Here is a 21401-nt window from a genome sequence, read left to right on the forward strand (position 1 = left end):
GCCCGGCGGCGGCGCGGGCGGCCGCCAGGCGTTCGGCCAGATCGTCGGCCGCATCCCCGCCACCCACGGCCTTCAGCACCTCGGCCAGGGCGGCCTCGTGTTCCGCCAGTTCGGCCTCGAAGCGGCCGACAAGATCGTCCAGCGACGCCGCGCGCGCCGCCTTCATCGCGGCTTCCCGGTCCAGCCGCTCCAGCGACGCCCGCGCCTGCCCGGCGCGTTGCTCCAGGGCCGGAGGCTCCCGCCGGGCGGCGCGCAACGCCTCATCGGCCGCACGCACACGCGCCAGGGCGGCCGCCGCCGCCTCACGCGCCGCCTTCGCCCGCGGCTCCAGCGCCTCGATCCCGGTCTCGAGCTCGGCGAGGCGCGTCTTCTGCTCCAGGCGGATCGCCGCCGGCTTGGGCGCCTCGGCGCGCGCGGTGAAGCCGTCCCAGCGCCAGAGGTCGCCTTCCTTAGACACCAGCCGCCCGCCGGGCGGCAGCGCCTTCTGCAACCGATCGCCGTCGGCGCGGTCCACGAGCGCCACGAAGGCCAGTCGCGCGGCCAACGCCCCGGGCGCCCGCACCAGCGGACCGAGCGGCGTCGCCCCTTCGGGCCATGCTGGCGCCACGACCTCCCGCCCGCTCCAGTGCGCAGGCGCGGCGGGGTCGAGAGCGGCGTCCAGGTCGTCGCCGAAAGCCGCCGCCAGGGCGGCCTCGTAGCCGCGATCGGGCGCCACGCTGTCGAGCACCGGGGCGAAGCCGCCGCGCTTCGCCTGCGCCACCAGCCCGGCCAGCGCGCGGGCCTCGGCGGTCAGGCGGCCGAGCTGTTCCTCGAGCTTCCGGGCCGCGTCGCGCGCCACCGCCTCGGCCTCGGTAGCCCCTGCGCGCTCGTCCTCGGCGGCGTCCAGGGCGGCGCGAGCGGCCGCAAGGGCGGCCTCGGCGGCGGCCAGAACCGTCCGCGCCGCATCGGCCTGGGGATCCGCGGCGGGGCCTAGCGCGGCGCGCTCGCCACGAGCCTGCTCCAGGGCGCGACGGGTTCGGGCCACGCGCATCTGCGCCTCTTCCACCCGCGCCTGGGCGGCCCGGCGCTCGGCCTCGCGCGCAGCCGCCTGGGCGGCCAGCCGCTCGACGTCGGCGTCGGCCTCCGCACGGGCGGCCTCGGCGGCGCGGGCGACGGCCTCCAGCTCGGGTCCCCGTTCGGGCGCCGCGGAGATCTCGGCCTCCAGCGCGGCCAGGTCGGCAGCCAGCCGCGCCAGCGCCTGCCCGGCGTCCTCGACGATGTGCGTCTCCCGCGCGCGGTCGGCGTCGATCCGCGCGAGGTCGTCGGACAGCCGCTTCAGCTCGGCGGCATGGGCCTCGGCCTCGCGGTCCAGGCGGTCCTTGTCGATGGCCAGCTTGTGCAGGATCGCGGCGGCCACGGTCTCGGCCTCGCGCAGCGGCTTCAGCGCCGCCTCGGCCTCGGCGACCCTCGTCGTCGCCGACGCGGCCGCGCGGGCGGTCTCCTCCACCGCCTGGTGGGCGGCGCGGGCCTCGGCGGCCAGCCGCTCGGCCGCGGCCTTCGCTTCGGTCCACTTCGCCACCAGGACGGCGCCCTGCAGCGCCCGGATCTCGGCCGAGAGCTTCTTGTAGCGCTCGGCCTGCCGCGCTTCGCGCTTCAGGCGGCCCAGGCTGGCCTCGAGCTCCTGGCCCACGTCGTCCAGTCGCGTCAGGTTGGCTTCGGCCGCCCGCAGGCGCAGCTCGGCCTCGTGCCGCCGCGAATGCAGGCCCGAAACGCCAGCGGCCTCCTCCAGGATCAGCCGCCGGTTCTGCGGCTTGGCGGCGATCAGCTCGGAGATCTGGCCCTGGCGCACCAGGGCGGGCGAGCTCGCGCCCGTCGAGGCGTCGGCGAACAGGAGCTGGACATCGCGGGCGCGCACCTCGCGGCCGTTGATCCGGTAGGTCGAGCCCGCGCCCCGGTCGATGCGCCGGATCACCTCGATGACGGGATGGTCGTTGTAGGCCGGCGGGGCGCGCCGGGCGGCGTTGTCGATGGTGAGCGAGACCTCGGCGTGGTTGCGCCCGGGGCGGTTGGCGGCGCCGGCGAAGATCACGTCGTCCATCCCGCCGGCGCGCATCGCCTTGGCGGAATTGGCGCCCATGACCCAGCGCAGCGCCTCCAGCAGGTTCGACTTCCCGCAGCCGTTCGGCCCGACGACGCCCGTGAGTCCCGGCTCGATCCGGAACTCGGTCGGATCGACGAAGGACTTGAAGCCCGCGAGCCTGAGCCGCTGGAAATGCACGGCCGCTAGCGCCTCCCCCCGGTCTTGCTGAGCGCCTTGGCGATGGCCGCGTCGAGCTCGGCCAGGGTGGGCGTGTGGCCCACCTGGAGCATGACGCCGTTGATGAAGAACGTGGGCGTGCCCGTCACCTTGTCGACGCCGGTCGCATATTCCAGGCGACTGGAGAGGGCGTCGTTGGCCTTCGCATCGCTGAGGCAGGCGTCGAACTGGGCCTCGGTGATCCCGTTCTGGGTGGCGATCTCGAGGAAGATCGGCTTGATCTGCCCCGAGCCCCAGCGGCCCTGGCTGCGGAAGACCTGATCCAGGATGGTGAAGTAGCGCGTCCCGCCGTTGCAGCGGGCCAGGAGGAAGCCCGCCGCGGCCACCTGCGCCGGCGCGGTCAGCAACTCCCGCACCGTGAAGTAGACCTTGCCCGTATCGATGTACTTCGCCCTGAACGCCGGGAAGACGTCCTCGTGGAAGTGCGCGCAGTGCGAACAGCTCAGCGAGAGGTATTCCACCACGTGGACCGGCGCCTTCGGGTCGCCCAGGCTCATGTCGCCCGGCGCGGACTTGACCGCCGCACGCGCCGGGACGGCCGCCAGCAACGCGCCGGAGGCGGCGCTCACGCATACGGCGCGGCGCGAGAGGCCCTTCATTCTACTTCGACGCCGCCGCGATCGCGGCGTCCAGCTCTTCGAGGGTCATGGCGCCCTCCTTGGCCACCTTGCCGTTGATGACGAACGTGGGTGTGGAGGTGATGTTCTGACGCCGGGCCGACTGCTCGACGCGGGCGTTCAGCGCCTCGAGGGCCTTCTCATCCTGGATGCAGGCGTTGAACTGCTGCTCGGTCATCCCGGCCGACTGCGCCACCTTGAGCAGCACGCCCCGGGGATCTCCCGAGGTGAACATCTCCTGCTGGCTATGGAAAATGGCGTCCACGACCCCGAAGTACTTGTCCTTCCCCGCGCAACGGGCGGTGAGGAAGCCGGCGGCCGCCACCGCGATGGGCGGCGTCGGGAATTCGTGCAGCGTGTAACGGGCCTTGCCGGTGTCGATGTACTTGGCCTTGAACGCCGGAAGGACCTCGAGCGCGAACTGACCGCAATGGCCGCAGGTCAGGGAGGCGTATTCCTCCACATGCACCGGCGCCTTGGGATCACCCATCGTCATGGCGTCGGCCGAAGCGCCCCCGGCGCCCCCGCCCTGGTTGCAGCTCGCGAGCGCGAGCGCGGCGCCCGCGGCGGCGGCGGCCATCACGAGGCGGCGGCTGAGGTTCGACATGCACACCTTCCGGAGCTTCTGAACAAAGGATTAAAGCGCGATTCCCGCGCGGCCCAACCGCCGTCTTCAGGACGTGACCTCAGGAGGCGGCCGGGGCCAACTGCCGATGCGACCGCGGCGGATGTGTGTCAACCGCCCCCGTTGCGGGTGGAGCCACGGGTCATGACGCCACGACCGAGCTTCAGCAGGGCGTCCTTGAGCCGTCCCTCCGGCGCCCCGGACAGGCCCTCCGCGAGCTCGGCTTCGGCCGCCGCATCGAGCGGAGCGACGGCGCGGCGTGGCGTCGACGCCGCGGCCGGACGGCGAAGAGGACCCTGGACGATCCGGAGCTTCTGCACCGCCTCGGGGCCCAGGAACAGGTTCACCCGCGACAGAATCTCGTGGGCCTGATGCTGGATGATGGCCGCCGCCGGGCCGGCCACCCGGATCTCCAGCGACGACGGCCCCCCGCTCCGGCCACGCGTCAGCTTCACCGGCTCGGTGCGCTGGGCGATCTGCGGCCCGACCACCTCGCGCCAGCGGGCGGCCAGCGCGTCGGCCCCCTGGCCGAAGCGGGCGTCCATGTCCTTCAGGTAGGCGTTCAGCGCCCGGCCCGCGGGCGGCGGGGGGCGATGCGGCGGGCGTGTCCGCCGCGCGGCCAGGATGGCGCGGGCCTCGTCCAGGCTGGGAAGGGGGCGGCGTGGCACGGCCCTAGTCTAGCGCGCCCATCTCCCGAAGCCACCACCGGTTCAGCCGCCAGACGGCGCCTTCCAGGGGCGACAGCCGGCCCTGGACCGTCAGCGGGGCGTTCAGGCCGCGCCAGACGCCGTCGTTGGCGGCGATGTCCTCCTGGTGGACGTGGTCGGTGAAGGCCACGGAAGCCTCGACGATCTGCTCGAAATCCGCCAGCTCCCGCGCGAAGCCGGGCGTGCAGACGTGGATATTGAGCGTCAGCCGGTCGGCCGCGTGAGGGAAGATCTGGTACCAGGCCATGCCGTTGTCGTGCGGCGCGAACAGGAAGTGCGGAAAGGCCGCCGCCGCAAACAGGACGCCCGCCTGGCTGTCGTCCAGCCCGCCCACCAGGCCGGGCTCGCGCGCCTCGCCCGCCGGCGGCATCCGCAGGATGGCCCACGGCTCGTCACGCCCCAGCACCTCGGAGTCGCGGGCGTGGAAGGCGGGCTCGAACGTCGCCGCGTGGGGGCCGATGTGGTGGTAGGCCTCCATGAAGTTCTCGACCAGGACCTTCCAGTTCCAGCGGCTCTCGTAGGTCAGGGTCCTCACGACCGCCATGTCCGCCAGGCCGTAGGCCGCGAACGCGGCCGCGAGCCCGCGCGCCTGCACGGCGAAGGCAGGGGCGTCGGGGTCGAGGTTCGCCATCACGAAGCCTTCCCAGACCTCGGTCCTCACCTGCGGCAGCCGGCAGTCGGCGGGCGGGAAATCCGCAGCACCGTCCATGAGCGGCGCGGCGACCAGTCGGCCGGCCGTGTCGTAGGCCCACGCGTGATAGGGACAGGTGAACAGCCTGCGCCGTCCGCGCCCCTCCGCGATCACCGCCGCCCGGTGCAGGCAGACGTTCGACATGACGCGGAACGTCCCGTCGGTCCCGTGGACCACCAGCAGCGGCTGGCCCAGCACCTCCATGGTCAGGTAGTCGCCGGGCTCGGGAAGCTGGTCCACACGCGCCAGAGGCCACCAGCAGCGCCGGAAGATGCGCTCGCGCTCCAGCGCGTGGATCTCCTCGCTCAGGTAGGCGACAGGGGGCAGCGTCCAGGCTTCTTCCAGCGGCAGGGCCGCGCGCCGGGCCTCCTCGGCCGATATGCCGGGCAGCATCGTCCGATCCCCCTTTTCCGGACGCCACCGTGCCGCGCCGCCACCACGTCAGGCAAGGCTTCGCCGCGGCCGGGCGCGGTGCTAGGCCAGGGCGCGTGAACGTCCAAGCCCTCCGCGCCGCCCTCCTCGACTGGTACGACGCCCGGGCCCGCGACCTGCCCTGGCGGGTCGGGCCGCGCGACCACGCCGCCGGCGTCCGGGCCGATCCGTACCGGGTGTGGCTGTCCGAGGTGATGCTGCAGCAGACCACGGTGCCGCACGCCACACCCTATTTCCTGAAGTTCACCGCGCGATGGCCCACGGTGCGCGATCTCGCCGCCGCTCCGGACGCCGACGTCATGGCCGCCTGGGCGGGCCTCGGCTACTACGCCCGCGCCCGCAACCTGCTGGCCTGCGCCCGCGCCGTCGCGACGGATCACGGCGGCGTCTTCCCCGACACCGAGGACGGCCTGCGCGCCCTGCCCGGCCTCGGCCCCTACACGGCGGCGGCAGTGGGCGCGATCGCCTTCGACCTGCCCACGAACGTGGTGGACGGCAACGTCGAGCGGGTGATGGCCCGGCTGTTCGCGGTGGAGGCGCCGCTGCCGGACGCCAAGCCGGAATTGAAGCGCCTCGCCGCCGGCCTGGTCCGCGAGCACCGGCCCGGCGACTGGGCCCAGGCGCTGATGGACCTGGGCGCCACCGTGTGCCGGCCCAGGGCGCCGCTCTGCGACCGCTGCCCCGTCGCCGCCCATTGCGCCGGCCTGGCGACCGGCGCGCCCGAGGCCTTCCCGCGCAAGGCCGCCAAGGCGGAACGGCCCCACCGCCACGGCGCGGCCTTCATCCTGACCCACGGCTCCCGGATCGCCCTCGTCCGGCGGCCGCCCAAGGGCCTGCTGGGCGGAATGCTGGCGCTCCCCACCACGGACTGGCGCGCCGCGCCCTGGACCGACGCCGAGGCCCATGGCGCCGCGCCCGCCGACGCCGCCTGGCGCGGCGTCGGCGAGGTGGAGCATGGCTTCACCCATTTCACGCTGACGCTACGCCTGCTGCGCGCCGACGGCGACGCCCCCGCCACGCGCGACGACCTCATCTGGGCCCCGCGCCATGACCTGGACGCCCTGCCCAGCGTCTTCCTCAAGGCCGCCCGCGCGGGGCTGTCGAACCTGCTCTAAGCGGGCGACATCGGCGGATGCGACTGGAACAGGTGATCGCAAGGCAGCATATTTTCCGGAAACTCCTCGGGCAGAACCTCGCCGGTAGCCAGCCCTGCCAGGAAGCCGGTGAGGTCGCAATCCAGCACCTCGAACGTGCTCATCCCCCGGCTCCAGACAACGACACGCCAATCCTCGGGCGCGCCGCGCGGCAGCCAGAAGAGATAGTCGCCATTGTCTGTGCCGCCGAAGACAATGAGGCCGCCCGGCTCCGGCCACAGAGGACGCGGATCATCCTCGTCCGGCAAGAACGCGCCGCGGACCGCATGAATCTCCGCCTCGAAGCGCGTGTAGGGGTTCTTAGTCCTCGGAACATTGATTCCGAGGAACTCCATGAAGTAGCCGTATCCATAGACGCGCACGAAATCCTTGTAGTCCTGGGGCAATCTGGTCCCCAGTTCCGCCTCGATCGGCTCCCAGGGTCCGAGGAACGCCTCGGACGGGGTCGCCGGGGGCGGAACCGCCTTCAGCAGAGCCTCGATGGTCATTTCGGCCTCCCCGCCGGATTCCGGACGATCCTGGCCACAGGCGCGCCCTGCGTTCCATACGCCGTCAGCAATATACCCCACGGCGGCAGGGCGCCGGCGTCATACAGCGGTGTGGCGGAATATTCGATGAACTCCCCGTCTCGCACCCTCCGCTTCACGGCTTGCTCGAACCCCCGCATCTCAGGCGTGTTGGCGCCGTTGTGGGTGAGCGTGACGAGATTCCGCGGATCGTGTCCCAAGCCAGCGAAATCCTTCGCGACGAGATGTGCTCTGGCCTCGTTGAAGTCTCGGCCATGCCCCTGCCAGCCGGGCGGGCGTATCCGCGGGTCGGCGCGCGTCCCTGTGCCGAGCATTGCCGGCCTGAGCGACGCGACCGCGCCTTGCGCCTGCCCGTTCTTGTTGAGCTCCCGGTAGCTCGGGTTCGGGCGGTCCCAACGTGGTTCCGGGAGGCGTTGCGGCGGCGGCGCGCCACGTACTCTCGGCACCATCATCAAGGCGTCCGCCGCACTCCCAGCCCTGAGCGCAGCCTCCAGCCTCGCTGGCGAAGCGTTCATCAGCGAAGCAAGGCCATAGGCGGCGCCGGCCAACGGACTCTTCGCCATGAGGGACGCGTTTTCGATGGCCCGTCGGCGCGCCGCCAGTTCGACAGGCGAAATCCGAGGATCGTTGGTCGGGACGAGGACGTTCGCCTGCCCGGTGTCGACCTGCCGGTAGGTCCGACCGCCGATCGTGATGAGGTCATTGGAATAGGGCGTTTGGCGGATGGCGTCCGAACGCCATCCGAACGGCACGAACGCCGAGGTATCCATGGATAGCGGCGACGTGGGCGGAGTCTCTGCGGCCTGCTTCTTCAACCGCTCCTGCCGCATCATTTCATCGTACAGCTCTCCCACCGGATTCGGAACGGAACGCGGTGTCCCCCTCGGCATCGCCGCCATCGAGCACCCCTTCATCAATGTCTGATTTCCGGGAACCGCCAGTCACCGTGTTCCCCGATTACTGGGATTCTCACATGGATAGCCATGTGTGTAAAGAACAAAATAAGAACTATTAGTATCGACAAAAAGTCGGACGGTCGCACGGATCGCCGCTAACGCAATATGGCTCGGAGTGCCGGGGCCCCTAAGCCACGGGCTTCACATCGCGCGGGAACACGAAGGCGAGGGTCGCCAGGGCGACCAGCGACATGGCCAGGGCGGCGGCGGGGATCGCCGGCACGCCGAAGGCCGCCAGGGCCGCACCGCCCATCGTCGCGCCCGTGGCCTGGCCCATGGCGAAGACCGAGCCGTTGAGCGCCAGCGCCACCGGCGCCCCGCCGGTCATCTGGACCAGCCGCGACTGCGTCACCGGCGAGATCGAGAACAGCGCCGTGGCCGCCAGGAAGATCGCGGCCAGCACCAGGCCCTGGGTGGCGAGGCCCTCTGGCAGCGCCTGGTGGGTGGCGGCGTAGTGCAGGCTCATGGCCACGCCCTGAAGCCCGATGCATTGCAGCACCCAGGCCTTGCCGGCGCCCCGGTCGGCGGCGCGCCCGCCCAGCCACAGGCCCATGGCCGCGCCGAAGCCGATCATCGACTGGAACAGCGCCACGCCGGCCCCGGTCACGCCGGCGCCCACCCGCACGATGGGGGCGATGTAGAGGTTGAGCGTCATGTTGGCGGCGAAGGTCAGGAAGCTGGTCAGGTAGATCGGCCAGATGCCGGCGAGGTCCAGCCGGCCGCCCTCACGCTTGGCCGGGGCCGGCACGCTGGGCAGGAAGATCGCCACCGCCGCCAGCGCCACGCCGGCCAGGATGGCCGCCACCACGAAGGTCGCCCGCCACCCGAACATCGCGCCCGCCACGCTGCCGATGGGGATGCCGACCACGAAGGCCAGAGTCATGCCGCCCGTGACCATCGCCAGGGCCGAGCCCCGCCGCTCGGGCGGCGCCAGCGCGGCGGCGGCCACGCTGGCGGCCGGGCCCGACATGGCGCCCGCCACGCCCGCGAGGGCGCGGAAGACCAGCAGGGTCTCGTAGTTGGGCGCGATCGCGCAGGCCAGATGCAGCACCAGCCCGATCGACAGGCCCAGGATCACCACCAGCCGCCGGTCCAGCCGCCCCAGCGCCCACGCCACGACAGGTCCCAGCACCGCGGACGTCAGCACATAGGCCGTCTGGAGCTGGCCCGCGACGGCGGTCGAGACCCCCAGGTCGGCCGCCATCTCCTCCAGCAGGCCCGCGAAGATGAACGCCGCCGAGCCGAACGCGAACGTACACAGCGTCAGGACATAGATGCGCGGGTTCACCGCCGCCGCCCGCCCATGCCATCTCCCCAAACGCTTGTTTGAGACCAGGGTGGCTGAAGACCGGGTATGCCGTCCAGCGTTTCCCGTCCAAGCGGCCGGGAAGGAACGTCAGGCCGGCGTCGCGGCCCGGACCTTGGCCCGCAGGACGTCGATAGGCGCCAGGCCGCCGTCGGTCTTGAAGTGCCAGTAGGTCCAGCCGTTGCAGGCGGGCGCCGACTGGACCATCGCGCCCATCTTGTGGATCGAGCCGGTCAGCTCGCCCACCGCCAGGCTGCCGTCGGCCCGAACCCGCGCGGCGTTCTGGCCACGGGGGCAGTAGAGCACGTCGCCCGGCCGGACGAGGCCTGCCTCGACGAGCTGGCCGAACGGCACCCGCGGCTCGGCCTTCTTCGAGCCGGTCACCACCATCTCCTCGGCGGTGGCCGGGATCACCCGGGCGATCCGCGCCTCGGCGATCTTCGCATACTCGGCCTCACGCTCGATCCCGACGAACCGGCGCCCCAGCCGCCGGGCGACCGCGCCCGTGGTGCCCGTGCCGAAGAACGGGTCCAGGATCACGTCGCCTGGCCGTGTCGAGGCCATGATCACCCGGTGCAGCAGCGCCTCGGGCTTCTGGGTCGGGTGCGCCTTGGCGCCGCTGTCGTCCTTCAGCCGCTCCTCGCCGGTGCAGAGCGGCAGGGTCCAGTCCGAGCGCATCTGGAGCTCGTCGTTGGCCATCTTCATGGCGTCGTAGTTGAAGGTGTAGCGCCGCCCGCCCCGGCTCTTGGCGGCCCAGATCAGGGTCTCGTGGGCGTTGGTGAAGCGCGTGCCCTTGAAGTTCGGCATCGGGTTCGACTTGCGCCAGACCACGTCGTTCAGGATCCAGAAGCCCAGGTCCTGCACCGCCACGCCGACGCGAAAGATGTTGTGGTAGCTGCCGATGACCCACAGCGCGCCGTCGTCCTTCAGCACCCGCCGGCATTCGGCCAGCCAGGCGCGGGTGAAGGCGTCATAGGCGGCGAAGCTCTCGAACTGGTCCCAGTGGTCGTCGACCGCGTCCACCTTGGAGTTGTCGGGCCGCAGCAGGTCGCCGCCGAGCTGGAGGTTGTAGGGCGGGTCGGCGAACACGAGGTCGACCGAACGGTCGGGAAGCTTCTTCAGCTCCTCCAGGCAGTCGCCATTCAGGATGGCGTCGATCGGCAGCCCCATGGCCCAGTCCTCAAAGCCCAATAGACCCTGAATCCTCGGGCGATATGGTGAACGTCCCGTCAACGGACGCTCGTTCCCGGTTGGGCTAAGCCGCCTCGCGCAACGCGATCACATGCGTCTCCAGGGCGCCGAGGAGCTGGGGCACGGAGACCGGCTTGTTCAGGTGGGCGTCGGCCCCCGCGGCGATCCCCGCGTCCACGTGCTCCTGGAGCCCGTTGGCCGAGACGATCAGGATCGGCATCCGTTCGCGGCCGCTCGAACGTTCCCAGGCGCGGATTCGGCGGGTGGACTCGAACCCGTCCATGACCGGCATCTGGATGTCCATCAGCACGGCGTCGAAGGCCCCCGTCATCGCCGCCGCCAGACCCGCACTGCCGTCATCGGCGGCGGCATGCTCGATTCCCACCGCATCCAGCATGAGGCCCAGCACCTGGCGATTCACCGCATTGTCGTCCACCACGAGGATCCGCACGCGCCCCGGCTCAGGCGGGGCGCGTGCGGTGTCCGACTCAGCGTCCGCCCCGGCGTCGGGCCTCAGGTCCATACGCGCGTCCTGACCAGCATCCATGCTGCCCGCCGCCCCGGCATCCGTTTCGGGTTCGCTGGCCAGCAGGGGCAGGTCGAGGTCAAAGGCGAAGACGGCGCCCGCGCCAGGTTCGGACTGCGCGTCCAGCACCCCGCCCATCAGCGCCACATATTCCCGGCAGATCGCCAGCCCCAGGCCCGCGCCGCCGTGACGGCGCGTGGAGCTGTCGTCGGCCTGCTGGAAGCGGCCGAACAGGGCCGCCTTCATCGCCGAGTCGAAACCCGGCCCGGTGTCTCGCACCTCGAACCGCACGGCGTCGCCGGCCCGGGAGAGCGTCAGCACCACACGCCCCTTGTCGGTGAACTTCACGGCGTTGTTCACCAGATTGCCCAGCACCTGGCGCAGCCGAAGCGCATCGCAGGCCACGCGCCCGCCGGCTTCCGGCGCGATCTCCAGGTCCAGCGCCAGGCCCTTCTGTTCGGCGCGCGCCGCATAGAGCCCCCGCACCGAGGCGGCGAGCCCCGCCAGCGACACGGCTTCGGGCCGCAGCACCGCCGCGCCCGCCTCGACCCGCGCCAGGTCCAGAAGATCGGTCAGCAGGGCGTTGAGCAACGAGCCCGAGTCCTGGATCACCCCGACCAGTTCCCGCTGGCGCCCGCTCAGCGCCGTGCCCGCCAGCACGTCGGCCACGCCCAGCACGCCGTTGAGCGGGGTGCGGATCTCGTGGCTCATGTTGGCCAGGAACTGGCTCTTGGCGCGGTTCGCCGCCTCGGCGGCGTCGCGGGCCTGGGCCAGGACGCGCGTGGTCTCGAGTTGTTCGGTGACGTCGGTCATGACCGTCACGCCGCCGCCGTCCGCCGTCGCGAACGACTCGTGACGCAGCGTGCGGCCGTCTGTCGTCAGCAGGTGCATGGCCGGCGATGCGCCGTTGATGGCGTCGCGCCGCCGCTCCAGATAGTCACTTCCGTCCAGCGGCCTCCATCCGGCCCGCAGGGCCGCATCCACCATCTCGTGGCGCGGCATCCCCTCGGAGACGGCGATCCCCACGTCTCGCATCATCCGCTCGTAGGCGCGGTTCCAGGACAGCAGCCGATTGCGGGCGTCGTAGAACGACAACGCGGACGGCACCACGTCCAGAGCGTCGCGCAGCCCTCCTAGCGTCGCCCGGCGGCCGAGCCGCTCCATCACGATCAGACTGCCCCCCGCGGTGAGCAGCATCGCCACCATCACCGCCGCCGCCGATGCCAGAACCGCGCGCCCAGCCAGCTCCGACGGTACGGCCATCGCAGGATCGGGAAGCAGCCGCACCGCCGCCATTGCGGTGAAGTGGAGGCCCACGATCCCCAGAAGCAGCAGCGTTGCGGCCGCCACCCACCGCGCGTGCCCCTTGAACGCCGAGCGAGCGGCGAACGCCGCCGCCCCGGCCACGACACCGATCACCACCGCGGCGACCACGTAGCCCACGTCCCATTCGAAACGGGCCTGGGCGCGCATGGCGGCCACACCCGTGAAGTGCATGGCGCCCACGGCCATGCCGGTCAGTCCGCCGCTCGCCATGGCCACCACGCGACCAGGCTGCAGCACGGGAAAGGCGAAGCCCAGGCCCATACCGACGATCGCCATCACCAGGGACAACGCCGTCTCCACCGGCGCGTAGCCGATGGGAAGCTGGGGCTGGTAGGCCAGCATGGCGATGAAGTGCGTGGCCCAGACGCCCGACCCCGCGACGAGCCCCGTCAGCCCGATCCAGGCCAGGCGGTTGGACATGGCCCGCGCCCGAAGCGCCCGGGCGTGGAAGCCGAAGGCGGCGGCCGACGCCGCGGCGCAGACCAGCGCCGCGAGGACCACCAGGCGCAGGTCGTGCTCGACGAGAACGCAGGTCAGAATCGAAGCCATCGCACGCTCACCCGGGGGCCTGGACGCGCGAACCTAGACGACGCGACTTAACAAGGCGCGACTCGTTTCAACCTAAAGTTGCCCCGAGATTCGACAACATCCGGAAACGCCACCGAGGCGCAAACAGGCCACCGGCCGGACTTGCGGCGCGGAGGAAGAGGCGATCAGAACGGCAGCTCGTCCTGTACGCCGCCCACGCTGCGCGGGTCGACTCCGGCCAGCACCAGCTTCACCGGCCGCCAGGCCCGCCGATGGATCTCGCACGGCCCCAGGGCGACCAGGGCTTCGAGGTGGCTGGGGGCGTTGTAGCCCTTGTGACGGGCGAAACCGTAACCGGGATAGCGCGCGTCCATCTCGGTCATCAGCCGGTCGCGGGCGACCTTAGCCAGGATCGAGGCCGCCGCGATCGACTTCGACTTGGCGTCTCCGCCCACCACGGTCCTCACCTCGCACGGCAGATCGAAGCGGTAGTTCCCGTCCACCAGGGCGTAGGCCGGCGGGAGGCTGAGCGCCGCGATCGCCCGGCGCATCGCCAGCCCCGTGGCGTGCAGGATGTTCAGCTCGTGGATCTCCTCGACAGAAGCGAAGCCCACGCCCCAGGCCATCGCCGTCGCCTTGATCTCGACCTCCAGCCCCTCGCGGGCCTTGGCCGTGAGCTTCTTGGAATCGTCCAGGCCCTTGGGGACCTTTCGCGGATTGTCCGGCAGGATCACCGCGGCCGCCGACACGGGCCCCGCCCACGGCCCCCGCCCAGCCTCGTCCACGCCGCAGACCGGACCGCCCACGAAGGCGCGTTCGAGCAGGAGGGTAGGCCCGCGCGCCATGACTACTCCTTGGCCGGCATGGTCGCGCCGTCCGCCCCGCGGCCCGGTGCCAGCCGGCCCGCGTCCATCGCGCCGTACATGTGTTCGCAGCCCGCAAGCAGCAGCGCGACGGCCAGGACCAGAGCCCTCATCGCGCCAGCCGCTTCACACGCTGGTGCTGCGGACACGAGGTCATGTGGTCGTTCACGATCCCCACCGCCTGCATCCAGGCATAGACGATCACCGGCCCCACGAACTTGAACCCCTTGGCCTTCAGCGCCTTGGACATCTCCACCGCCAGCGGCGTCTGGGCGGGAACCTGCCCCGGAGCCGTCCAGGCGTTCTGCACCGGCCTGCCGCCCGTGAAGCTCCAGCAGAACGCCGAGAAATCCTCACCCCGGTCGCGCATGTCCAGGTAGATGCGGGCGCCGTTGATGGCCGCGTCGATCTTGGCGTTCGAGCGCACGATGCCGGCGTCGGCCATCAGCCGCGCGCGGTCGGCCTCGCCGTAGCGCGCCACCTTCTCGGGGTCGAAGCCGTCGAAGGCCGCGCGGAAGGCGTCGCGCTTGCGCAGGATGGTGATCCAGGCAAGCCCCGCCTGGAACCCGTCCAGCACCAGCTTCTCCCACAGCGCGCGGGAATCGTATTCCGGCACGCCCCATTCGTCGTCGTGGTACGCCTCGTACAGCGTATCGCCGGCCATGCCGCGCCATTCGCAACGAGTCAGGGTCTCGGACATGGGCGCACTCTCGCCGGTCCCAGGCTCCGGAACAAGAGGGGAACCGATGCCGTTCGAGGGTTTCACGCTGTCGCAGGTCGACCTGCCCCAGGTGTCGGTGCGCGTCCGCCACGGCGGATCCGGACCGCCGCTCCTGCTCCTGCACGGCTATCCCGAGACGCACATGATGTGGGATCGCGTGGCCGTGGGCCTGGCCCGCGACTTCACCGTCGTCTGCCCCGACCTGCGCGGCTACGGCGGCTCGACCCTGCCGCCCGCATCGGACGACCACGAGACCTCGTCCAAGCGCGCCATGGCCCGCGATGCGATCGCCCTGATGGCGCACTTCGGCTTCGAGCGGTTCGCCGTGGCCGGGCACGACCGCGGCGGCCGCGTGGCCTATCGCCTCGCGCTGGACCATCCCGCCGCGGTGCGCCGCGTCTCCATCCTCGACATCATCCCCACGGGCGAGGTCTGGGCCCGCGCCGACCGCCGCTTCGCCCTGGGCTACTGGCACTGGAGCTTCCTGGCCCAGCCGCACCCGTTCCCCGAGACGCTGATCGCCGCCGATCCCGAAGGTTTCATGTTTCGCGCCCAGTTCCGGGGCGCCGTCACGGGCTTCGATCCCCACGCCTACGCCGACTATCTGGCCGCCGCGCGCCGGCCCGAGGTGATCCACGGCATGTGCGAGGACTATCGCGCCGGCGCCGGCTACGATCGCGTGCTGGACGAGACCGACCGAAAGGCCGGGCGCAGGATCGCCTGCCCGGTCCAGGTCCTGTGGGGCGGTCGGGGCGCGCTCGCCGCCTGGTACGATACCCTGGCCGTCTGGCGCGAATGGGCCGACGACGTCCAGGGACAGGCCCTCGACTGCGGCCACTTCATCCCCGAGGAGAAGCCCGACGAGACCCTGGCGCTGCTGAGGGGGTTCTTCACGGCGTGATTGCGCGCGCGCGGCGGCCCAACTAGCCTTCCCCTCGGACCGGGGGGGCCAACATGCGCGGGTATGCGATCGTCGCCGGAGGACTCGGCCTGGTCGTCGTTTCGGCGGCGGTGGTGATCGCGAGCCGTTGGGGTCAGATTTCCGGAGGCCCACTCGAGGTCATCGGCGTTCTGCTTCTCGAACTGGGGCCAATCTCCAAGCTGGCCGCCCTGATGTCCGTCGGACTGGTCGTCGGGGCGATCGCCGCGGCCTCGACACAGCTCGGCCGCTCGAACTCCCCTGCGGATATGGGCCTGCTGCGATTGCTCGCTCTGGTGGCCCCGCTTCCCGGGATCTCAGCCGCGGCGCTAGACGCCTATACGATTCATGCCGCCGCGCAGAGGATCGGGGACGTCAGCTTCGCGGTCGTGGCGCCGAGCGTCGCCGGCGCCGCCCTGATGGCCGGCGCCGGCCTGTTCTCGGGTGCGCTCGCGGCCGCCGCCTACGCCGTCGTCGCGGGCCGTAATCGGTCAGCCTGAAGCCTCAGCCACCGCCTCCGTCATCCAGGCCGGAACCTCGGCCCGCGCCGGGCGCCCCTCCACCGTCAGGTCGGCTCCCAGCGCCCGGTCCAGCCTCAGCAGCGCCATCGCCCGGCCCGGCCCGCCCGTCAGCACCTCGCCCGCGCGCCGTTCGCCCGCCAGCACCTCGGTTCCGGGCGGCGGCGGCGGGCCCTCGAACACGATCGGCAGCATCCGGGTCCGGATCGTCCCGCGGCGCTTCATCCGCGACGTCGTCTCCTGGCCGACGAAGCAGCCCTTCTTGAAGTCGATGCCGTTCAGCAGGTCGAAATCCGCCTCGATGGGATAGGTGCGCTCGACGCCCCAGTCCGCCGGGCCGGGCACGCCCAGGCGCAGCTTCTGCGCCTCGCGCGCGGCCTCGTCCGCCACGACCGCCCCCGCCGGCGCCGCTGCGCCATAACCCCGCCAACCCAGGTCCGGCAGGCGCGGATCGGCGGCCCAGAAGCCTCCGCCCGGACGCTGCGGGACGCTTCCGGGTTCCGCCGAGAACAGGGCCGACACCGGCGCGTCGTCCGCCGCCAGCGTCACCTTGGCCCGCAGCCGGTACATCGCCAGCCGCCGGAACAGGGCCTCGCGGTGCGCGGCCTCCACGTCCAGCCAGGCCCCCTCTTCCCGGCCCACCACGAACAGGTCGTGGAGCAGCCGCCCCTGCGGCGTCAGCAGCGCGCCGAACCGCGCCTCGCCCGGCGCCAGGCCGGTCACGTCCTGGGTGATCAGGTTGTTGAGGAAGCCGCGCCAGTCGTCCCCGCCCACGGCGATCAGGGCGCGGCTGTCGAGACGGGCGAAGATCGGAGCATCGGACATGACGGCAATTTGGGACGCGCCGCGGTGGAGCGCCAGCGCCCGGCGACCTATAAGCGCGCGATGGCTCCCGCCTCCGCCTTTCCCATCCTCTTCATCACGGCCACGCGCATCGGGGACGCGGTGCTGTCGTCCGGCCTGGTCAAGCGCCTCGCCGACGAGATCCCGAACGCGCGCTTCACCATCGTGGCCGGCCCCGACGCCGCGCCGCTGTTCGCCCACGTCCCGGGACTCGCCCGAGTCATCGTGATGGCCAAGTCGCCGTTGGGCGGCCACTGGTTCGGCCTGTGGCGGCAGGTGCGGCGCACCAAGTGGGGGCTGATCGTCGACCTGCGCGGCTCGGGGATCTCGCGCTTCCTGTCCACCCGGCGCCGGGCGATCCACCGCAAGGGCGCCCAGCCGGCGCACAAGGTGCTGGAGGCCGCGCGCACCCTGCGCATCGACGACGAACCGGCCCCGCCCCACATCTTCACCAGCCCCGAGGTGGAGGCCCTGGCCGACGAACTGACCGCCGGCGCCGGCCCCATCCTCGCCCTGGCGCCCGCCGCCAACTGGATCGGCAAGACCTGGCCGGCCGAGCGCTTCGCCCAGACGGCCATGCGCCTGCTCCGCGACCCCGGCGCGCCCCTCTACGGCGGCCGCATCATGGTGCTGGGCGGCCCCGGCGACGAGCGGCTGGCCCTGGCGCTGCGCGACGTGTCCCGCAAGGGGTTCATCGACCTGGCCGGCAAGGCCGACCTCGTCACGGCCTTCGCCTGTCTCAAGCGGGCGCGGCTGTTCATCGGCAACGACTCGGGCGCCATGCACCTGGCCGCCGCGGCCGGATGTCCCACGCTGGGCCTGTTCGGACCGTCGGACGAGCGGCTCTATGCGCCCTGGGGACCGGACGCGCGCGTCGTCCGCGGCCCGCGCAACTTCGACGAGATCCGCGCCGCCGATCCGGGATTCGGCCAGGCGATCTGCCATATGATGGACCTGCGGATCGAAACGGTCGTATCCGCCGCCAAGGACCTGCTGAAAGCCACGGAACGCGCCGATGCCCAATAAGCCCAACGGGACCTATGACCTGATCGTCCGCGGCGGCGAGGTGGTGAACCATGCCGGGCGCGGGCGCGCCGACGTCGGCGTCCGCGACGGCCGGTTCGCCGCCATCGGCGACCTCTCCCAGGCCTCGGCCGGCGAGGTGTTCGACGCCACGGGCCTCACCGTCCTGCCCGGAGTCATCGACACCCAGGTCCATTTCCGCGAGCCCGGCCTGGAATGGAAGGAGGACCTCGAGACCGGCGCCCGCGGCGCGGTCCTGGGCGGCGTCGTCGCCGTGTTCGAGATGCCGAACACCGAGCCCACCACCACCGATCCCGACACGCTGGCCGACAAGCTGGCCCGGGCGAAGGGGCGCATGCACTGCGATCACGCCTTCTACGTCGGCGGCACGCACGAGAACGCCCGCTTCCTGGGGGATCTGGAGCGCCTCCCCGGCTGCTGCGGCATCAAGGTGTTCATGGGCGCCTCGACCGGCACCCTGCTGGTGCAGGACGACGAAGGCGTCGAGGACGTGCTGCGCCACATCAACCGCCGCGCCGCCTTCCATTCCGAGGACGAATACCGGCTGGCCGAGCGCCGCCCCCTGGCGCGCACCGGCGACTGGACCAGCCACCCCGAGGTGCGCGACGCCCAGTCGGCCATCCAGTCCACCGAACGGCTCGTGCGGCTCGCCCGCAAGACGGGCAAGCGCATCCATGTCCTGCACGTCACGACCCGTGAGGAGATCGCCTACCTGGCCGCCCACAAGGACGTGGCCTCGGTGGAGGTGACGCCCCAGCACCTGACCCTCGCCGCCCCCGAGGCCTATGAGCGGCTGAAGGCCTTCGCCCAGATGAACCCACCCATCCGCACCGCCGAGCATCGCGACGGCCTGTGGGCCGGCGTGGCGAACGGCGTCGCCGACGTCATCGGCTCGGACCACGCGCCCCACACCCGCGAGGAGAAGGCCCGGCCCTATCCCGCCTCGCCCTCGGGCATGCCCGGCGTGCAGACCCTGGTGCCGCTGATGCTCACGCACGTGGCCGACGGCCGCCTCTCGCTGGAGCGTTTCGTCGATCTCACCAGCCATGGCGCCAACCGCGTCTTCGGCCTGGCCAACAAGGGGCGCATGGCCGTGGGCTACGACGCCGACCTGACCATCGTGGACCTCAAGGCCCGCCGCACCATCACCCACGACTGGATGGCCACCCGCTCGGGCTGGACGCCCTTCGACGGCGTCGAGGCCAAGGGCTGGCCGATGGCCACCATCGTCCGCGGCCGCATCGTCATGCGCGACGACGAGATCGTGGCCCCCGGCCTCGGCGAGCCGGTGCGGTTCCTGGAGACGCTGGGGAGTTAGAAGGCCTTGCGGGTGGCGTTCATACGCGCGTGCAGGACGCGCTCGATCATCACGACATCGGACAGGACGCGATAGAACGCCACATAGTTGTCGATGGACAGGGCTCTGAGGCCGGCTGCGAGATCCTCACGCGCCACGCCCATGTAGGGAAAGTCCGCCAGGCGCTCGACGGCCGATACGAGCCGTTCGATGAGCTTGTCGGCCATCGCCTCGCTGTCCGAGGCGACGTACCACCAGATGTCGTCCAGGTCGGCAAGCGCCGCCTGCGAGCGTTCGAGCCTCACCGGCCTCCGCGCTCAAGGGCCAATCGTTCACGGGCCAGTCGCTCACGGCCGCGCCGCTTGACGCCCTCGGCCAAGTCAGGTTCCCAAGGCGCCTTTGGGCTTGCAATACCGGCGTCGATCTCGTGCTTCAACGCACGGAACTCCGCTTCCTGCTGGTCCAACAGCAGGAAGGCCTCACGGGTCGCGTCCAGCGCCGTCGCATACCGGCCGGACTTCACCGCCTCTTCGACGATGGCTTCGAGCTCGGGCGGAAGTTCGAGTTTCATGGTGCGACAGCCTATCACTCCAGCGCCGGGCCGAGAACCGCCGCCATAACGCCCCGGAAAGCCGCGCGCATATCCTGCGCCGCCTGTCGAATCCCGCGCCGCCCGCGCGTCTCCCCGGTGACGCGCGCATCCGCGTCGCGCAATCTCAGGCCCGAAGGGGACACGCCATGCAGTACATGATCCTGATCTACGAACCCGAGGACGGCTATGCGGGCGAAGCGGGCGAGGCCGCGCTGATGGAGATCGTCGGCAAGCACGTGGCCCTGGCCGAGGACCTCGAAACCCGGGGCGTGCTGCGCGGCGGCGGCGGGCTGAAGGAGACCTCCACGGCCACCACCATCGTCACCAGAGACGGCCGGCAGACGCTGCACGACGGCCCCTTCGCCGAGACCCGCGAGCACCTCGGCGGCTACTACCTGATCGAGGTCCCCGATCTGGACGCCGCCCTCGAGATCGCGCGCCGCGTGCCGGTGATCGACGGCGGCAAGGTCGAGGTGCGGCCGCTCGCGGACTACTAGATGGAGCGGATCGGCGCGGCGATCGCATCAGCCCGGCCCCGCGTTGTGGCCGCGCTGGCCGGCCGGCTGCGCGACCTCGACCTGGCCGAGGACGCCTTCTCCGACGCCGCCGCAGCCGCCGTGGCGGCCTGGCCGGAACAGCCGCCGCACGATCCCGCCGCCTGGCTCTGGCGCGCCGCGCTGCGCCGGGCGATCGACGCGAAGCGCCGCGCCGCCGTGCGGGAGCGGGCGACCCACGACGCGCCGGCCCCCGCGCCCACGCCCGAGGACATCCTCATGGCGGCCGACCAGCCCATTCCCGACGAGCGGCTGCGGCTGATCTTCGTCTGCTGCCATCCGGCCCTGGCGCCCGACGCCCGCGCCGCGCTGACGCTGAAGGTGGTCTGCGGCCTTTCCACCGGCCGGCTGGCCCGCGCCTTCTTCGTCGCCGAGCCGGCCATGCTCCAGCGGATCACCCGCGCCAAGCGCAAGATCGCGGCCGCCGGCGTCCCGTTCGAGATCCCCGGCCGCTCCGCCTGGCCCGAACGGGTCGAGGCGGTGTTGTCCACCCTGGAGGTCGCGTACGCCCAGGCCTACGAGGACGCGGCCCTGTCGGATGGCGACGTGGCGCCCTTCGCCGCCGAGATACTGCGGCTGTCGGGCCTGCTGGCCGAACTCATGCCGGACGAGCCCGAGGTCCTGGGACTGGCCGCCCTGGTCCGTTTCGCCGAGGCGCGGCGACCCGCCCGGCTGGACGCCCAGGGCGCCGCGGTCCCGCCCGAAGCCCAGGACGCCGCGCTCTGGCGCTCCGACCTCATCGGCGAGGCCGCCCGCCTGCTGGACCGCGCGGCCGGCTTCGGCCGCAGCGGCCCCCGCCAGATCCTGGCGGCGGTCCACGGCGCCCACTGCGCCCGGCGCGAGACCGGCCGCACCGACTGGGACGTGATCGCGGCGCTGTACGACATCCTCGCGCGCATCCGCCCCGGCCCCGCGGTGGCGGTCAGCCGCGCCGTGGCCCACGGCGAGGCCTTCGGCGCCGACGCCGGCCTCGCGATCCTGGCCGACGTCCCGGACATGGACGCCTGGCTGCCCTGGCAAGCCACCCGCGCCCACCTCTGCGCCCGCGCCGGCCGCGCGCCCGAGGCCGCGGTGGCCTGGGCGGCCGCCCTGTCGCTCGACCCGCCACCCGCCGAGCGCCTCTACCTGGAACGGCGGCTGCGCGCGTTGACGTGAGCGCCGGTTGAGC

The 21401-nt window shown here is 71.9% G+C and carries 23 protein-coding genes; 7 read left to right on the plus strand and 16 right to left on the minus strand.

Annotated features, from left to right (window positions below):
• The 5 genes from WG212_RS13955 to WG212_RS13975 form a co-directional block, all read right to left on the minus strand.
• On the minus strand, positions 1 to 2257 hold a 2257-nt coding region (locus tag WG212_RS13955; RefSeq protein ID WP_337187715.1), incomplete at its 3' end, for an AAA family ATPase.
• 5 nt (positions 2258 to 2262) lie between these two features.
• Complete coding sequence (locus WG212_RS13960) at positions 2263 to 2865, minus strand: DsbA family protein (protein ID WP_337187716.1); 603 nt, start codon at positions 2863 to 2865, stop codon at positions 2263 to 2265.
• 31 nt (positions 2866 to 2896) lie between these two features.
• The gene (locus WG212_RS13965) at positions 2897 to 3520 is read right to left on the minus strand and encodes a DsbA family protein (RefSeq protein ID WP_337187717.1); all 624 of its coding nucleotides are present in this window, start codon (positions 3518 to 3520) and stop codon (positions 2897 to 2899) included.
• Between the two features lie 128 nt (positions 3521 to 3648).
• A complete protein-coding gene (locus WG212_RS13970; RefSeq protein ID WP_337187718.1) occupies positions 3649 to 4206 on the minus strand; it encodes a DciA family protein in 558 nt (185 codons plus the stop codon).
• A 4-nt stretch (positions 4207 to 4210) separates the two neighbouring features.
• Positions 4211 to 5329, minus strand: a complete 1119-nt coding sequence (locus WG212_RS13975; RefSeq protein WP_337187719.1) for an aromatic ring-hydroxylating dioxygenase subunit alpha — start codon at positions 5327 to 5329, stop codon at positions 4211 to 4213.
• Between the two features lie 95 nt (positions 5330 to 5424).
• On the opposite strand from WG212_RS13975, the gene mutY reads away from it, so the two are divergent.
• Positions 5425 to 6483 (plus strand): A/G-specific adenine glycosylase, encoded by a 1059-nt coding sequence (mutY, locus tag WG212_RS13980; protein WP_337187720.1) that lies wholly within the window; start codon positions 5425 to 5427, stop codon positions 6481 to 6483.
• On the opposite strand, the gene WG212_RS13985 is transcribed toward mutY, so the two are convergent.
• The 8 genes from WG212_RS13985 to WG212_RS14020 form a co-directional block, all read right to left on the minus strand.
• Positions 6480 to 7010, minus strand: a complete 531-nt coding sequence (locus WG212_RS13985) for an SMI1/KNR4 family protein (protein ID WP_337187721.1) — start codon at positions 7008 to 7010, stop codon at positions 6480 to 6482. The genes mutY and WG212_RS13985 overlap by 4 nt on opposite strands.
• Positions 7007 to 7948 (minus strand): DNA/RNA non-specific endonuclease, encoded by a 942-nt coding sequence (locus tag WG212_RS13990; RefSeq protein ID WP_337187722.1) that lies wholly within the window; start codon positions 7946 to 7948, stop codon positions 7007 to 7009. Before WG212_RS13990 ends, WG212_RS13985 begins: the two co-directional genes overlap by 4 nt.
• Positions 7949 to 8132: 184 nt before the next feature.
• Positions 8133 to 9293, minus strand: a complete 1161-nt coding sequence (locus WG212_RS13995; RefSeq protein ID WP_337187723.1) for an MFS transporter — start codon at positions 9291 to 9293, stop codon at positions 8133 to 8135.
• Positions 9294 to 9401: 108 nt separating this feature from the next.
• Complete coding sequence (locus tag WG212_RS14000; protein WP_337187724.1) at positions 9402 to 10481, minus strand: site-specific DNA-methyltransferase; 1080 nt, start codon at positions 10479 to 10481, stop codon at positions 9402 to 9404.
• An 85-nt stretch (positions 10482 to 10566) separates the two neighbouring features.
• Complete coding sequence (locus WG212_RS14005) at positions 10567 to 12903, minus strand: MHYT domain-containing protein (RefSeq protein ID WP_337187725.1); 2337 nt, start codon at positions 12901 to 12903, stop codon at positions 10567 to 10569.
• A 164-nt stretch (positions 12904 to 13067) separates the two neighbouring features.
• Positions 13068 to 13727: a ribonuclease HII gene (locus WG212_RS14010; RefSeq protein WP_337187726.1), complete on the minus strand. Its 660-nt coding sequence runs from the start codon at positions 13725 to 13727 to the stop codon at positions 13068 to 13070.
• 2 nt (positions 13728 to 13729) lie between these two features.
• The gene (locus WG212_RS14015) at positions 13730 to 13858 is read right to left on the minus strand and encodes a hypothetical protein (protein WP_337187727.1); all 129 of its coding nucleotides are present in this window, start codon (positions 13856 to 13858) and stop codon (positions 13730 to 13732) included.
• Positions 13855 to 14445, minus strand: coding sequence for a DNA-3-methyladenine glycosylase I (locus WG212_RS14020; protein WP_337187728.1), 591 nt, complete (start codon positions 14443 to 14445; stop codon positions 13855 to 13857). Before WG212_RS14020 ends, WG212_RS14015 begins: the two co-directional genes overlap by 4 nt.
• A gap of 46 nt (positions 14446 to 14491) precedes the next feature.
• Here WG212_RS14020 and WG212_RS14025 point away from each other — a divergent pair, with 46 nt between their 5' ends.
• The gene (locus tag WG212_RS14025; protein ID WP_337187729.1) at positions 14492 to 15367 is read left to right on the plus strand and encodes an alpha/beta hydrolase; all 876 of its coding nucleotides are present in this window, start codon (positions 14492 to 14494) and stop codon (positions 15365 to 15367) included.
• A gap of 53 nt (positions 15368 to 15420) precedes the next feature.
• Complete coding sequence (locus WG212_RS14030) at positions 15421 to 15885, plus strand: hypothetical protein (protein ID WP_337187730.1); 465 nt, start codon at positions 15421 to 15423, stop codon at positions 15883 to 15885.
• Here WG212_RS14030 and WG212_RS14035 read toward each other — a convergent pair.
• Positions 15877 to 16728, minus strand: coding sequence for a folate-binding protein (locus WG212_RS14035; protein WP_337187731.1), 852 nt, complete (start codon positions 16726 to 16728; stop codon positions 15877 to 15879). The two genes, WG212_RS14030 and WG212_RS14035, sit on opposite strands and share 9 nt — an antisense overlap.
• A 60-nt stretch (positions 16729 to 16788) precedes the next feature.
• On the opposite strand from WG212_RS14035, the gene WG212_RS14040 reads away from it, so the two are divergent.
• Together WG212_RS14040 and WG212_RS14045 are read left to right on the plus strand one after the other, a co-directional pair.
• Positions 16789 to 17772 carry a glycosyltransferase family 9 protein gene (locus tag WG212_RS14040; RefSeq protein ID WP_337187732.1) on the plus strand — a complete coding sequence of 328 codons (984 nt, stop codon included), beginning with the start codon at positions 16789 to 16791 and terminating at the stop codon, positions 17770 to 17772.
• Positions 17762 to 19108, plus strand: coding sequence for a dihydroorotase (locus WG212_RS14045; RefSeq protein ID WP_337187733.1), 1347 nt, complete (start codon positions 17762 to 17764; stop codon positions 19106 to 19108). Before WG212_RS14040 ends, WG212_RS14045 begins: the two co-directional genes overlap by 11 nt.
• Here the strand turns inward: WG212_RS14045 and WG212_RS14050 are convergent.
• Entirely contained in the window at positions 19105 to 19392 is a 288-nt protein-coding gene (locus tag WG212_RS14050; RefSeq protein WP_337187734.1) for a type II toxin-antitoxin system RelE/ParE family toxin, read from the minus strand. The two genes, WG212_RS14045 and WG212_RS14050, sit on opposite strands and share 4 nt — an antisense overlap.
• Positions 19389 to 19658, minus strand: a complete 270-nt coding sequence (locus tag WG212_RS14055; protein ID WP_337187735.1) for a type II toxin-antitoxin system ParD family antitoxin — start codon at positions 19656 to 19658, stop codon at positions 19389 to 19391. The genes WG212_RS14050 and WG212_RS14055 overlap by 4 nt, the downstream gene beginning before the upstream one ends.
• A 167-nt stretch (positions 19659 to 19825) precedes the next feature.
• Here WG212_RS14055 and WG212_RS14060 point away from each other — a divergent pair, with 167 nt between their 5' ends.
• Positions 19826 to 20176 (plus strand): YciI family protein, encoded by a 351-nt coding sequence (locus tag WG212_RS14060; protein WP_337187736.1) that lies wholly within the window; start codon positions 19826 to 19828, stop codon positions 20174 to 20176.
• The gene (locus tag WG212_RS14065) at positions 20177 to 21388 is read left to right on the plus strand and encodes a DUF6596 domain-containing protein (RefSeq protein ID WP_337187737.1); all 1212 of its coding nucleotides are present in this window, start codon (positions 20177 to 20179) and stop codon (positions 21386 to 21388) included.
• The last annotated feature ends 13 nt before the right edge of the window (positions 21389 to 21401 follow it).

Origin of the sequence: Phenylobacterium sp. (genome assembly GCF_037189685.1) — a bacterium.
Classification (GTDB): domain Bacteria; phylum Pseudomonadota; class Alphaproteobacteria; order Caulobacterales; family Caulobacteraceae; genus Phenylobacterium.